14 protein-coding genes are annotated in these 14,621 nt (G+C 45.9%); 4 read left to right on the top strand and 10 right to left on the bottom strand.

What is annotated here, in order from left to right; translation table 11 throughout:
• Window positions 1-110: 110 nt before the first annotated feature.
• A complete protein-coding gene (locus OCU36_RS12700) occupies window positions 111-731 on the bottom strand; it encodes a helix-turn-helix transcriptional regulator (protein ID WP_261838289.1) in 621 nt (206 codons plus the stop codon).
• A 179-nt stretch (window positions 732-910) separates the two neighbouring features.
• Window positions 911-1,918: a class II fructose-bisphosphatase gene (gene glpX / locus OCU36_RS12695; protein ID WP_261838288.1), complete on the bottom strand. Its 1,008-nt coding sequence runs from the start codon at window positions 1,916-1,918 to the stop codon at window positions 911-913.
• Between the two features lie 328 nt (window positions 1,919-2,246).
• Here glpX and zapB point away from each other — a divergent pair, with 328 nt between their 5' ends.
• Window positions 2,247-2,489, top strand: coding sequence for a cell division protein ZapB (gene zapB, locus OCU36_RS12690; protein ID WP_261838287.1), 243 nt, complete (start codon window positions 2,247-2,249; stop codon window positions 2,487-2,489).
• 92 nt (window positions 2,490-2,581) lie between these two features.
• Here the strand turns inward: zapB and rraA are convergent, their stop codons facing one another.
• The 7 genes from rraA to priA all read right to left on the bottom strand — a co-directional run bounded on the left by rraA (window position 2,582) and on the right by priA (window position 10,518).
• Complete coding sequence (rraA, locus tag OCU36_RS12685; RefSeq protein WP_261838286.1) at window positions 2,582-3,097, bottom strand: ribonuclease E activity regulator RraA; 516 nt, start codon at window positions 3,095-3,097, stop codon at window positions 2,582-2,584.
• 73 nt (window positions 3,098-3,170) lie between these two features.
• A complete protein-coding gene (locus tag OCU36_RS12680; RefSeq protein ID WP_261838285.1) occupies window positions 3,171-4,088 on the bottom strand; it encodes a 1,4-dihydroxy-2-naphthoate polyprenyltransferase in 918 nt (305 codons plus the stop codon).
• A gap of 156 nt (window positions 4,089-4,244) precedes the next feature.
• Window positions 4,245-5,585, bottom strand: coding sequence for an HslU--HslV peptidase ATPase subunit (gene hslU / locus OCU36_RS12675; RefSeq protein ID WP_261838284.1), 1,341 nt, complete (start codon window positions 5,583-5,585; stop codon window positions 4,245-4,247).
• Window positions 5,586-5,643: 58 nt separating this feature from the next.
• Window positions 5,644-6,192 carry an ATP-dependent protease subunit HslV gene (gene hslV, locus OCU36_RS12670; protein ID WP_076656768.1) on the bottom strand — a complete coding sequence of 183 codons (549 nt, stop codon included), beginning with the start codon at window positions 6,190-6,192 and terminating at the stop codon, window positions 5,644-5,646.
• Between the two features lie 217 nt (window positions 6,193-6,409).
• Window positions 6,410-6,949 carry an SPOR domain-containing protein gene (locus OCU36_RS12665; RefSeq protein WP_261838283.1) on the bottom strand — a complete coding sequence of 180 codons (540 nt, stop codon included), beginning with the start codon at window positions 6,947-6,949 and terminating at the stop codon, window positions 6,410-6,412.
• A gap of 122 nt (window positions 6,950-7,071) precedes the next feature.
• Window positions 7,072-8,076, bottom strand: a complete 1,005-nt coding sequence (cytR, locus tag OCU36_RS12660) for a DNA-binding transcriptional regulator CytR (RefSeq protein WP_261838282.1) — start codon at window positions 8,074-8,076, stop codon at window positions 7,072-7,074.
• Window positions 8,077-8,316: 240 nt separating this feature from the next.
• On the bottom strand, window positions 8,317-10,518 hold the full coding sequence (gene priA / locus OCU36_RS12655; RefSeq protein ID WP_261838281.1) for a primosomal protein N': 2,202 nt from the start codon (window positions 10,516-10,518) through the stop codon (window positions 8,317-8,319).
• A 343-nt stretch (window positions 10,519-10,861) separates the two neighbouring features.
• Here priA and rpmE point away from each other — a divergent pair, with 343 nt between their 5' ends.
• A complete protein-coding gene (gene rpmE, locus OCU36_RS12650; RefSeq protein ID WP_004737142.1) occupies window positions 10,862-11,080 on the top strand; it encodes a 50S ribosomal protein L31 in 219 nt (72 codons plus the stop codon).
• A gap of 333 nt (window positions 11,081-11,413) precedes the next feature.
• Window positions 11,414-12,703, top strand: coding sequence for a malic enzyme-like NAD(P)-binding protein (locus OCU36_RS12645; RefSeq protein WP_261838280.1), 1,290 nt, complete (start codon window positions 11,414-11,416; stop codon window positions 12,701-12,703).
• 207 nt (window positions 12,704-12,910) lie between these two features.
• Here the strand turns inward: OCU36_RS12645 and metJ are convergent, their stop codons facing one another.
• Window positions 12,911-13,231, bottom strand: coding sequence for a met regulon transcriptional regulator MetJ (gene metJ, locus OCU36_RS12640; RefSeq protein ID WP_004415993.1), 321 nt, complete (start codon window positions 13,229-13,231; stop codon window positions 12,911-12,913).
• 208 nt (window positions 13,232-13,439) lie between these two features.
• Here metJ and OCU36_RS12635 point away from each other — a divergent pair, with 208 nt between their 5' ends.
• Complete coding sequence (locus OCU36_RS12635) at window positions 13,440-14,621, top strand: O-succinylhomoserine (thiol)-lyase (protein ID WP_261838279.1); 1,182 nt, start codon at window positions 13,440-13,442, stop codon at window positions 14,619-14,621.

Genomic DNA, 14,621 nt, shown 5'->3' with positions numbered 1-14,621 from the left:
TTCCCTTCGCTTAAATCTGTGTTGTATTGTTTAAGCTTAAGAGAGAAAGTGGTGTGAATGTTGAACGCTTTGCGTTTTCTTAATTTTGAGACACGTTGAATAATGTACGGTTAGAGGACTGGCGTTAAAGTATAGGTACAGCGTCTCTCTCCAGCAATAATATGTTCAGTGCGACTTACATGACACTCGCCTACGAGCAATTTTTGAAAAACATTGAGTTCTGACTGGCATAAGCTAGGACAACGAGTTGCCGCTTTACAGATAGGGCAGTGGTTTTCAATCAAGATGTAATGATCGTCATGTGCTTGAAGCTCTGCCATGTAACCTTCTTCTTCGCGAAGCTGAGTGAGTTTTTCAAGCTTACTGTACAGATTATTACAGCCAGATAGGGCGGTTTGATACTGCTTGAACGTATGTTGTTCACGCTCAGCGGTCACTTTAGCCAAGCCTTCTTTACCGAATAGGCTTTCTACAGCATCAATCACTTGAATGGTGAGGACGCCATGTCGGTCTGAAAACAGGCTATTACCTTGCTGAGTCAGTGACCAATGGCGAGTTGGGCGACCTACTTTTACTTTGACGTCATGAAACGCAAGAATACCGTCATCTTCCAAACTTTGTAGGTGCTGCCTAGCTCCCATTGTAGTTATGCCAAATTCTTCTGACAGTTGCTTTGCGGTTACCGCGCCTTTACGTTTAATGGTTTGTAAGATTTTGTCGCTTGTTTTCATATTATCCCTACCTTATGAACCTTACTATTATGGGGTAAGGTGTTTATAAAGCAAACTATTTACTATGTTAACTCCGCTTACGGCATCGACAGTGAATGGTGCGATGCTTTTAGGGTCATAAAACAAAAGGCTGATACCAAGTATCAGCCTTTGCGTATTCTGTTGAATCTAGTATAGGTTTACAGGATGTGGCCTACAACTTCAGGATCTTTACGCTCTAGGTAGTGGATAGACTTGATGCGACGAATGGTACGACAGCGACCACGGATAAGTAGCGTTTCAGTCGTTGCAATATTGCCTTGACGAGTAATGCCTTCTAGCAAGTCACCTTTGGTGATGCCTGTTGCCGAGAATACAACGTTATCGCTACGAGCCATGTCTTCCATCTTCAACACAATACCCGCCGTTACGCCCATTTCAGCACAACGCTCGAGTTCAAGCTCACCGTGTTTACGGTTATCTTCTGTATCGCCTTTTACTTCATGGCGAGGAAGAAGGCGGGCGTGCATGTCGCCGTCGAGTGCGCGAATCACAGCCGCAGAAACTACCCCTTCAGGTGCGCCGCCGATGCAGTACATGACATCCACTTCGCTGTCTGGCATGCAGGTTAGGATTGAAGCGGCAACATCACCGTCTGGCACTGCGAATACACGTACGCCCATCGCTTGCATGTCAGCAATCACTTGAGCATGACGTGGCTTAGCAAGTGTTGTTACAACCAGTGTATCAAGTGTTTTCCCCAAAGCTTTGGCGATGTTTTCTAGGTTTTTTGTGAGTGGCAGTTCTAGGTCAATCGCCCCTTTTGCGCCAGGGCCAACCACCAGTTTTTCCATGTACATGTCAGGCGCTTTAAGGAAGCTACCTTTTTCACCAGCCGCTAATACAGCCAATGCATTCGATTGGCCCATTGCTGTCATGCGTGTTCCTTCAATTGGGTCAACGGCGATATCGACTGCATCACCACCAATACCGACATTCTCGCCGATGTACAGCATAGGGGCGTCATCGATTTCACCTTCGCCAATAACAATCTCACCGCTGATTTCGGTTTTGTTAAGTAGGCTACGCATGACTTCTACAGCAGCGCCATCGGCAGCGTTTTTATCACCACGGCCAAGCCACTTATAACCAGCTAATGCGGCACCTTCTGTGACACGAGAGAATGACATTGCTAAATCGCGTTTCATGCGGGCTCCAAAATTAAAAAAAAGAGGGGGGGATAGAAATCTCGCGGCGAATTTTACCATATCCAAAAGTAAACGTTTGCCTTTTTGTTTTTTGAGGATTGCTCTTGATCAATTTGTATTGGAAAACCGTGAATTAGCTTCAAAATACTCAGCCTGTCGTTGTGTCGGTGATAGCCCACGTCAATATTCGGTAAAATACGCTGTTTTTTTCATCGAATAGTGCAAAATATCGAATATATTAAGTGTTTATCCTTGCGCTGCTGAGTAGAATGGGGAATAAGTGGAGTGAACTTCCACCATCAAACGGATAACTTAAAGGTAGGCCAGAATGTCTTTTGAAGTACTAGAGCAGCTAGAAGCAAAAATTCAAACAGCAGTAGATACTATTGCACTTCTTCAAATGGAAGTCGAAGAGCTTAAAGAAGAGAAACAAGCACTAGCAACAGAAGCCGGTGAGCTTAAAGCAAGCCGTTACGAGCTAGAGCAAAAAACTCAGCAAATGCAGGAAGAGCACTCGGCATGGCAAGATCGTATCCGTAACCTTCTTGGTAAAATGGATGACGTAGAGTAATTGGCTCTTCGGATTTAACAAAAACGCCCGCTACTGAGTAGCGGGCGTTTTTGTTTGTGTTCTTGTCCTTGGTGATTGATTGATTGAGTGAGTTACTCGATCTCTTCTTCAACATCCAGATCAAGTTCTACATCTAAAGGCTCTGCCGAAAGAATGATGCCGGTGTTGTCGGCGTAGAGGTAATCTTCAGGTAAGAAGGTTACGCTGCCAAAGTTGACTGGTACGTCAACCTCGCCAATATTTTCTTGTCCAGCACCGACAGGGATAGAAGCCAAGGCTTGGATACCTAGGTTCATGTCTTCAAGCTCATCGACTTCACGAACGCAGCCGTAAACCACAATACCTTCCCACTCATTGTCTTCGGCAAGTAGGGCAATCTCAGCATCGATCAGCGCTTTACGTAATGAGCCGCCGCCATCAATTAACAGCACTCGTCCCAAGCCATCTTGTTCTAATACGGAGCGAATCAAAGCGTTATCTTCAAAACACTTTAATGTCGTTATCTGCCCGGCGAAAGATGCTCGTCCACCGAAGTTGCTGAACATTGGCTCCACGACATCGACTTGATCTAAATAGATGTCGCACAGTGCTGAAGTGTTGTATTCCATTAGCGTACCTTTTGAACAATGAGCTTACTTTGAGTATATCGGCGTTGGATCCCTTTGCAATGATTAGTCGCCACTAACTCAATAGAGTTTGAGCTACAACAACCCCTGCAAACAATAGGTTAGTGGCCAGTGAGCATTTGACAATAGCAGGCATCATTGGCGCGATCTGTGCGGGTTCCTCTGTTTTCCAAACAGCCTTACCATGCTTGTAGACAATAACCGCACTGAGTAAAAACGGTAGGCTAATCCAGATCGGTTTTTCTTGAATCAGTAGGTAAAGAGCAAAAGACACAAGGGCAAAACCAAGCAGTGCGAAATGGTAGTGTTTGGCTTTGCGCTGGCCTAATCGAACTGCCATCGTACGCTTACCACACTCGCTGTCGTTTTCGATGTCACGCATGTTGTTGATATTGAGCACTGCAACGGCCATCAATCCACAACCGAGCGCGGGTAAAAACAGACTGGGTTCAACATGGCCTGTATATAAAAAATACGTGCCGGAAACCCCTAATAAGCCAAAGAAAATAAAGACAGATAGATCGCCAAGTCCAATATACCCATAAGGCCTATTGCCGACGGTGTAAGCGATAGCGGCAACGATCGCTAATACGCCTAATGCGATGAAAGATAAGATACTTTCAATGGAGTTTAACGCATAGAAAATCAGGATTAGGCCTACAATTATGGTCAAGGCGATGTTGATCACGATTGCTTGCTTCATGGTTTTTGCGGTCACCACGCCAGATTGCATCGCACGTGTCGGCCCAAGGCGCTTGTCGTTGTCTGTCCCCTTAACCGCATCACCATAATCATTGGCTAGGTTCGATAATATCTGTAATAGCGTCGCGGTTAACAAGGCCAGTAGTGCTATTGATAAAGAAAACTGATCGCTGGCGAACGCTAAACTACTTCCTGTAAGAATAGAGACAAGTGCGAGAGGCAGTGTTTTCGGTCGTGCGGCATCAAGCCAAATCAGTAGAGATTGTTTCATCTTAGGTCAATTTCTTTGTAAGTATTCATTTCATGCTGTGATTGGAGTATACGCCCATTTTTCGAGTAATAAAAAGCCCACTCGAAAGTGGGCCTTGAATTCACCGATTAGCTGCTCTTTCTTTGAGATAGAGCAATTAAGTTGGTATTTCGTGTGCTACAGAATGAAGCGGCTTAGGTCTTCGTCTTCTACGAATTCGCCAAGTTTCGATGTTACGTAAGCTTCATCAATCACGAGTTTGCTGCCAGCTTTGTCTGTTGCGTTGAATGAAATCTCATCCATCAGACGCTCCATTACTGTGTGTAGACGACGAGCACCAATGTTTTCAGTGGTTTCGTTTACGCGCCATGCTGCGTCAGCAATTTGGTTGATGCCATCTTCAGTGAACTCGATGTTGACATCTTCTGTTTTCATTAGGGCAATGTATTGCTCTGTTAGAGAGGCTTTGGGTTCAGTCAGAATGCGTTTAAAGTCATTCGCTGACAGGGCTTCAAGTTCTACACGAATAGGCAGACGACCTTGTAGTTCAGGGATCAGATCAGAGGGTTTAGCCACTTGAAATGCGCCTGATGTGATGAACAAGATGTGGTCCGTTTTCACCATACCGTGCTTTGTGGATACTGTACTGCCTTCAATAAGAGGCAGTAGGTCACGTTGAACGCCTTCACGAGAGACATCTGGGCCTGAGCTATCGCCACGCTTACAGATTTTGTCGATCTCATCGATGAATACGATGCCGTTATTTTCAGCGTTGAAGATTGCGCTCTCTTTTAACTCTTCTTGATTGACAAGCTTTGAAGCTTCTTCTTCTGTCAGTGCCTTGAATGCGTCTTTGATTTTCATCTTGCGCTTTTTCTTGGTGTCGCCAGCTAGGTTTTGGAACATGCCTTGCAGTTGGTTCGTCATCTCTTCCATGCCAGGAGGTGACATGATTTCAATGCCCATTTGCGGTGCAGCGACATCAACTTCAATCTCTTTATCGTCGAGGTTACCTTCACGCAGTTTCTTACGGAAAATCTGGCGAGTGTTGGAAGAAGTGGTGTCTTCAGTTGATTGCTCGTTCTGACCCCAAGCATCACGTGCTGGCGGTAGAAGGGCATCTAGAATACGTTCTTCAGCTTGTTCTTCCGCGCGGTACTGTACTTTTTCCATCGCTTGTTGGTGCGTCATCTTGATGGCAACGTCCGTTAGATCACGGATGATGGTTTCCACTTCTTTACCAACATAACCCACTTCGGTGAACTTAGTCGCCTCTACCTTGATGAAAGGCGCGTTGGCTAGTTTCGCTAGACGGCGAGCAATTTCAGTTTTACCAACACCCGTTGGACCAATCATTAGGATGTTCTTTGGTGATACTTCAACACGCAAGCTTTCTTCAAGCTGCATACGACGCCAGCGGTTACGCAGAGCGATAGCCACGGAACGCTTAGCGTTGTCTTGGCCGATAATGTGGCGATTGAGTTCGTGAACAATTTCGCGAGGAGTCATCTCAGACATGGTTTTTCCTTAATTCTTTAATCACGGTTGAATACAAGGTTGTTGATGGAAGCGTTCGTTACTCTGGCTTTGGCAGCTCAACGGTGCTTTCTAGTTCTTCAACAGTGTGGTGATGGTTGGTGAACACACAGATATCGCCAGCAATATTCAGCGATTTTTCTGCGATTTCACGCGCATCTAAATCTGTATTTTCTAATAGTGCAGTCGCTGCAGCTTGAGCGAAGTTGCCGCCCGAACCGATCGCAATCAGGTCATTTTCAGGCTGAACAACATCGCCGTTACCTGTAATGATCAGTGACGCAGTTTCATCCGCAACCGCCAGCAAGGCTTCTAATTTACGGAGCGCGCGATCGCTACGCCAATCCTTCGCTAGCTCAACGGCAGCTTTGGTTAGGTGGCCTTGGTGCATTTGCAGTTTGCTTTCAAATTTTTCGAATAGCGTGAAAGCATCAGCCGTACCGCCAGCGAAACCTGCCAGTACTTTGTTGTTGTATAGGCGACGTACTTTACGGGCATTGCCCTTCATTACAGTATTGCCTAGAGATACTTGTCCATCACCCGCGATGACGACTTTATTATTACGACGTACAGATACTATGGTAGTCACGAGTAGGGCCTCTTAATATTCTTATCTTTGGGTATGAAAAGTATATGAGGATGATAGTTGGATAATTCAAGGAACCACGAGTGATGTCGCGCAACTTATCGACGGAAGTCGTCAAGATATTGGGTTTAAAGCGGGGGAACAAAAGAAAACCTCCACAATAGGAGGTTTTTGGTGTTGTATGGCGATGGCAGATGTAACGGCGTTATTGCCGTCGTCGCTAATCGGTATCCTTCCAAATTGCACAAGGTTCGATTTTTGCTCGTTGCAGCTTATGACGAGCTCGCTCTGCGTCGCGCTTAAACTTGTATGGTCCTAGAACCACACGATACCAACTGCTCCCTTCTTTTTTACGGATTTCACTCGAGAGGCCTTGGAAGGCAATATCCAATTTACGAGCTTCGGCTTGTGCTGAGGTTTTGTAAGCCCCACACTGCATGACGTAAGGGATCTTGGAGACCGTTTGTTCTTTGGCTTGTACTTTAATCTCACGGCTTGGCAATGTTTCAACGTAGTCCCACTTCTCTTCAGGAGGGGGCGGGATCACTTTCGTTGGTTTTGGCTTCGGTGTTGGTTTACTTACGACTGGAACCGGTGCTGGCGGCTCAGGATCATTACTCAGTAAGTAAAGCCCATAAACAAAACCACCGACAAGGAGGATCGCTAAAAGGCCACTGCGCCAAGGTTTACGGCGAGGAGCTTGTTTTTTAGTCGTTTTTTTTGTGCCACGACCACGCGTTACATAATCTTTCTTAGCCACAAGACAATTCAATAGTTGATGATTCTGCTCTCATGGTAATCCAGATCGCATGAGGATAATAGTCTAGAAATCGAAGCGACATATTAAAATGTGCTGCAGACTGATATCGGTATTTCGAAAGCTTATAGTCGTGGTGGTGCCGTCGTGCCTCGAACGACCAATTTTGCTTCAAGTAGACGAGAACCCGCTTGTACATCATTGCCTTTCAGTAGATCCAACATCATTAACATCGCTTGGCGTCCAATTTCATAACGAGGTTGAGAAATCGTGGTTAACGGTGGATCGCAGTATTGAGCAAATTGGATGTCATCGAAGCCAACAATGGAGAGGTCTTGAGGAACACGTAAACCTAACCTTTTTGCTTCTTGAATGGCCCCGATCGCCATCGCATCGTTGTGACAGAAAATGGCGGTGGGTTGCTCTGGCAGTGCCAGTAAATGACGAACCGCTTGAGCGCCAGCGTCAAAGGAAAAGTCACCAATGGTGCTGTATGCTGGGTTCATTGATATCCCAGCTCGACGCAGTGCCTGTTGGTAACCTTGTTGACGGAATTTGCATAGCGTTGCCGATACTGGTCCAGAGATTTGAGCAATACGTTTATGACCGAGCTGAGCGAGGTAGTTTACGGCTTCAAATGCAGACGTTAGGTTATCGATGTGCACGGTGGGGAGTTCAAGTTCAGGGGCGAATTCACACGCCATTACCATCGGGGGTAAGTTTTTTTGTTCAGACTTACTGACATCAAATGGGTGATCAGTGCCAAGTAATAACATACCATCGGCTTGCTTGGTAAAGACTAAGTTAACAAATGAGGATTCGCGCTTTTTTTGTTGGCCGCTATCACCAAGCAGAACAAGGTAGTCATTTTCTACTGCGGCATCTTCAATACCACGAATGATCTCGGCGAAATAAGGGTCACAGATATCAGGAACGATAGTGATGATGGTTTTTGATTCGTTGCGACGTAAGTTTCTAGCTAATGTGTTGGGGGAGTATCCAGCTTCAAGCACTGCTGTCTCGACTCGTTTACGAGTAGACACGGAGACCTTCTCAGGATTCATCAATGCACGTGATACCGTGGCTGTTGAGACGCCTGCTAACTGGGCAACATCCTTCATTGTCGCCATAAATTAAACCCTCTTTTAAGTTCCTTTGCTGCCTAATTGTCTAAGGCACGAATAATAAGTGTGATTGAACAAATATCATGAAAGTGTTGCTAACCCTTTTTTCATGACAATATTTTATTTGTTTCATCCGAGTAAAGTTACGGTTAGATTAACAAAAATCACACGACTGGTGTGAGGTGGGTCATGAAAAAGATGAAATATTTTTGAATAAACCCACCATTAATTTTAACCATGATGGGTTTAGCTTAAATCTTGCGGTTCAATATCGAGCGACCAACGCACTTTTTTTGCAGCGGGTAATAGATTAATCGCAGGTTTTGCACTCATTAATAGCTTCTGCATAAGCGAGCGCGTTTGTGTTTGCAATATTAACTGCCAGCGAGATTTACCTGCTCGTTTGGCTAATGGCGCTGGCGTTGGACCGAGCACCATACAATAGTCGTCAAACAAAGGGTGCGATTCCAATGTGTGACGTACCTGACGTAAGAACTCTTCCACCAAGTGCGTGTCATTCGCTTCTGCTCTAAACAGAGTCATAAAGGTATAAGGCGGTAACATCGCCTGTTTGCGTTCCGCCAGTGCTGTTTGAGCAAAGTGGTTATAGTCTTTGTGAAGAAGCGCTTGTAACAAGCCGTGTTCTGGGTGGTGAGTTTGTAAGATTACCTCACCCGGTTTACTAGCACGCCCTGCTCGACCGGCAACTTGAGTGAATAATTGAGCCAATCTTTCTGAAGCGCGAAAATCACTGCTATATAAAGAAGCATCAACATCCAATAATGCCACAAGTGTCACGTCAGGGAAGTGGTGGCCTTTAGCCAGCATCTGTGTACCGATAAGTATTTGGTATTTCCCCTGACGAATAGACTCTAGCGCGCTCTCTAGGCTGCCCTTACGGCGGGTGCTGTCTCGGTCAATACGAACGGTTTTGTATTCAGGAAATAACTGACCTAGTTGAGCTTCCAGTTGCTCGGTACCGACACCGACTGTCACCAAGTTCTGTGAACCACAGCTTTGGCAATGGTGCACGATATGTTGCTGCGAGCCGCAATGGTGGCAGCGCATTTCATTACTGTATTGGTGATAGGTGTAGTAAGCGTCACAGCGTTTACATTCGGCGGTCCAACCGCAATCATGACACATCAATGCCGGAGAAAACCCTCGTCGATTGAGAAACAGCATCACTTGGTTGCCTGCTTTGAGGTGTCTTTGCATTTCTGCAATGAGTGATGCAGATAAACCACTTTCCAGGTATTCCCCCTTCACATCCAACACTTTATTGGTGGTCGGCAAAGCGACCCCTGCGCGTGAGGTGAGGGTTAGGTAACTGTATTTACCGATTTGAGCATTGTGCAGCGTTTCAAAAGCGGGGGTTGCTGAACCAAGAACGACAGGGATTTGCGCCTTATGAGCACGCATGATCGCGACATCACGAGCGTGGTAGCGCAGGCTATCTTGCTGTTTATAAGAAGCGTCATGTTCTTCATCAACAATGATAATGCCTAAATCAGCAAAGGGGGTGAATAGCGCTGAACGGGTACCAATGACGATGCCAGCAATCTGATCTCGTGCTGATAGCCAAGCATTCAATCGCTCGGAGTCGTTTAATCCCGAGTGGATAACCTCTACCGGCACATTAAAGCGTCGCTTAAAGCGGTTAATGGTCTGTGGGGTTAGGCCAATCTCAGGAACCAAAACTAACGCTTGTTTGCCTTGGTCAAGGATCGGTTTGATCATGTTTAAGTAGACCTCAGTCTTACCTGATCCGGTGACACCTTCTAACAAGAAGCAACCAAAGTCGGTTTGGCTATTGACGGTCGCAATCGCGATGGCTTGCTCTGCATTGAGTTTTGGTTTGTCTTGGTCGTTTTCGAGTTCGACAGGCCATGCATGGCGTTTTGGCTTTTTCTCTACCGATTCAATCCAGCCTTTTTCTTCCAGCGTCTTAAGTACCGCGCTGCCCACCTCTTCATCAATGAATTCTTGATGAGAAACCGGGCCGTGCTCAAGCATGTGCATCACTTTGGCTTGCTTGACAGCACGACCAAAGCCTTGCATCAGTTGATCTCGACCTGATGGCGTCAGTTGCCATTCGACAAGCGTCGCAAAGTCGGCCGCTTTGCCTTTTCGTAAGGCGCTTGGCAGAGCATTGGCTAAGGTTTCCCCCAGTGGGTATTGGTAAAACTGACTGCACCATACCAAGAGTGCGTAGACCGATTCAGGCCAAACGGGTTGATTGTCTAACAAAGCTTTAATGGGCTTGAGCTTGTCTAGCTCGAATTCAGATTCGTTAACCAGGGCCGTCACAATCCCAGTTAAGGTTTGCCGTCCAAAAGGCACAGAGACTCGACCACCAATAATCGGAAATAGGTGGTTGGGAATCTTGTAATCAAACTGCTTGTCGAGTGGGACAGGCAGCGCCACACGGGCAATCATTGGACGCATAAAGGGACGGCTTTGCTGAGATGACGAGAGTGAACAGTCTAAAGGATAAGGCGGCTAAATTCGAGAAACAGTTTGCAAGAGAAGGCTAAGTCGCCCCATGAAGACGACTCACCTCCTCAAATATTCATCACCATCATCTTTGCGACAAAAGAAATAAAGACACTATTGGTGAAAAATGTATCAAATCAGTTGATCCTACCTCACAGATTCATTACTATACTGCGCCTTAAAGGTATGGCTTTATCGCGATTGAGTGATGCAGCGGTATCTTTATTTATTTTTTAACTACGTGTGGTGTGCGGCTTAGAATCGTATAGCGACACGGCCTACTTGAGGTTATCCCATGAAAGCTGGAATCCACCCAGAATACAAAGCAGTTACTGCAACTTGTTCTTGCGGCAACACATTTGAGTTCAACTCAACGCTAGCAAAAGAATCAATCCACCTAGACGTATGTGACAAATGTCACCCATTCTACACTGGTAAGCAACGTATCGTAGATACAGGCGGCCGTGTTGATCGCTTCAACAAGCGTTTTGGTGCTCTTTCTAGCAAGAAGTAATTCTCGCTATTTAGACATAAAAAAGGACACTTCGGTGTCCTTTTTTGTTGTTTAGCCTTTGAGAAAGCCATGAATATTAGGCCGCTCGAATTCTGCGCCAATTCATCATCAATGGCGAAGGCTTATTCTTATATGTGCTTCCCATATTATGCACGATAAGTATCCGTTCAAAAGTTCAACAAGTGGCAGTAATTTCAACTGCTCACTGGTCTTATTAGTAGTGAAATCTCGTTTTTTAATGAGACAGAAGCTGTAGCCATCTAGGAACTTTGAAGTACATCCATTAACATGAACAAGATCCCCCAAATAATAATATCCTAGGAACTAACACCCATGTCTGAAGACAGCCGCCAAGCTCAATCCTCTCAAGATTTATCACCTCAAGAACAATTCCGTCAGCAAGCTCTTGATTACCATGAGTTCCCAATGCCAGGTAAAATTGCCGTCGCCCTGACGAAGCCTGCAAACTCTGCAGAAGATCTGGCACTTGCATACAGCCCTGGCGTGGCTGAGCCTGTTCGCGAGATCGCACAGAACGTCGATAACGTTTATAAGTACACAGGTAAAGGCAATATGGTTGCTGTTATCTCTAACGGTACGGCGATTCTTGGTCTCGGTAACCTTGGCCCTATTGCTTCTAAACCTGTTATGGAAGGTAAAGCGCTCCTGTTTAAGCGTTTTGCTGGTTTAGATTCTATCGATATTGAAGTAAAACACCGCACAATCGATGAGTTCGTTGATACGGTTGCGAATATCGCAGATACATTCGGCGGTATTAACCTGGAAGACATCAAAGCCCCAGACTGTTTTGAGATTGAACGTCGCCTGATTGAACGTTGTGATGTACCGGTATTTCATGATGACCAACACGGTACGGCGATTGTAACGGCTGCGGGTATGCTGAATGCGATTGAACTTCAAGGTAAGGAGCTTGAAGAGTGTAAGATCGTCTGTTTGGGTGCTGGCGCAGCGGCTGTAGCATGCATGGAACTACTGATTAAATGTGGCGCTCAGCGTGAAAAAATCTACATGCTTGACCGTAAAGGGGTGATCCATACACGTCGTGATGACCTAAATGAATACAAAGCGCTGTTCGCAAACAACACGGACAAGCGCACGCTTGAAGAGGTTATCGAAGGCGCAGACCTGTTCTTGGGTGTATCGGGGCCTAACCTACTGCCTGCTGAAGCTCTAACGCTGATGGCTGATAATCCCGTTGTGTTTGCATGTTCAAACCCAGACCCAGAGATCAAGCCTGAGCTTGCACACGAAGTCCGTTCTGACCTAATCATGGGGACAGGCCGCAGTGACTACCCTAACCAAGTCAACAACGTACTGTGTTTCCCATTTATTTTCCGTGGTGCATTAGACGTACGTGCGAGCGAAATCAATGACGAAATGAAGCTGGCGGCGGTGAAAGCGATTCGTGAACTGGCAAAAGAAGACGTTCCAGCTGAAGTATTGGCAGCTGCCGGTGAGACTACACTGGAGTTTGGTAAGGGTTACATCATTCCTAAGCCAATGGACCCACGTCTACTTCCTCGCGTAGCACGAGCTGTAGCGGAAGCGGCGGTTGAATCTGGCGTAGCTCGTATCGAGATGCCAGCTAATTATATGGCATAGAGACATATAGTATAGAAACTGGATGACATAGTTGTCTGATATCGTCGTTTCGTTATCGAGACGAAAACGAATAATAAAAAACCGACTCATCGGGAGTCGGTTTTTTTATGTCTCTGATTCACAGCACACTGATAAAACTAGTCAGTGATGCAAAAAATAGAGTTCAGCGATAGCGAATCAATAATGAAGGCAGTGACTGAGTTGTTTTTATTCTTCGTCAAACGCTTCGAATTCGATGCCCATTTCTGTCATCAGTTTTTTCACTTCAGCAGGGATATCGTCAGGACGATCTTTACGAAGGTCTTCATCCGTAGGTAGTGGTTGGCCTGTGTACGCATGTAGAAAGGCTTCGCACAGTAGCTCACTGTTTGTGGCATGGCGTAGGTTATTAATCTGGCGGCGAGTTCGCTCGTCAGTCAGAACCTTTAACACTTTTAGAGGGATAGAAACTGTAATCTTCTTTACTTGTTCGCTTTTCTTTCCATGCTCAGCATATGGGCTTATGTATTCACCATTCCAGTCGGCCATTGCGTACCTTCATCACTTTAGTTGTTAGAATAAATTAATAGTGGTGATTTTAGCGGGATTTACTGCCATAAGCAAAGACATATGGACGTCTAGAAGTGTTGACGTCTCACATTTATGGAAGTAAAGTGAATAACCTATATCTAGCACAGCCGCAAAATGCCGATCAGCCGCTGTGATTCTCAGACGCAAAACTTGTAAGGAAGCACCTATGAGCAGCCGGAAGCCAGCAACAATAGCAGTACGGACGGGCATCGAGTCAGACAAGCAACATCATGCCGTTGTCCCACCTATTTATCTGTCGACTAACTATGGTTTTCCCGCTTTTGGTGAAGTGCCAAAGTACGATTACACTCGTTCTGGTAATCCAAACCGCGGTTTATTAGAAACGGCACTGTTTGAGCTTGAGTCGGGCAAAGGCGCGGTTGTCACTAACTGTGGTACTTCGGCGCTTAACTTATGGGTTTCTGCTTTCCTAGGTGGTGATGATCTTATTATCGCACCACACGATTGCTACGGTGGTACTTACCGTCTGTTTAACACTCGCTCATTAAAAGGTGATTTCAACGTTCTGTTTGTTGATCAATCGGATCAAGTTGCACTGGATGCGGCGATCGCGCTCAAGCCAAAGTTGATCTTAATCGAAACCCCATCGAACCCATTGGTTCGTGTGGTTGATATTGCAGAAACTTGCCGTAAAGCGAAAGAAGTGGGTGCTCTGGTTGCTGTCGACAACACATTTTTGACCCCAGTGTTCCAAAAGCCATTAGAGCTGGGGGCTGATTTTGTTATTCACTCGACAACCAAGTACATCAACGGACACTCAGATGTGATTGGTGGCGTTGTGGTCACTAAGACAGAAGAGCATGCTGAAGAGCTAGCATGGTGGGGCAACTGTATTGGTGCGACCGGCACACCATTTGATAGCTACATGACGCTCCGTGGTATTCGCACGTTGGGGGCGCGTATGCGTGTTCACGAAGAAAGTTCTCGTGACATTCTGACGGCCCTACAACAACAAGAACTGGTGGGGACTATTTATCACCCAAGCCTTGTTGAACATCCGGGGCACGAGATAGCAAAGAAACAACAATCGGGCTTTGGTTGTATGTTGAGTTTTGAATTTGCGGGTTCTTTTGAAGCGCTTAAATACTTTGTTGATAAGTTAGAGCTGTTTTCTTTGGCAGAATCATTGGGCGGTGTTGAAAGTCTGATTTGTCATCCTGCGTCTATGACTCACCGAGCTATGGGGGAAGAAGCATTGGCTGAGGCTGGTGTATCTCAGCAACTGCTGCGTCTTTCGGTTGGCCTTGAAGATGCGGAAGACCTCATTGACGATCTCAAGCAAGCTTTTGAAAAAACACAGCACTTTATCACTGAAGGGGAGGCCTAA

The organism is Vibrio artabrorum, from assembly GCF_024347295.1.
Taxonomy (GTDB): Bacteria; Pseudomonadota; Gammaproteobacteria; order Enterobacterales; family Vibrionaceae; genus Vibrio; species Vibrio artabrorum.
This window is presented reverse-complemented; position numbering and strand designations above follow the sequence as displayed.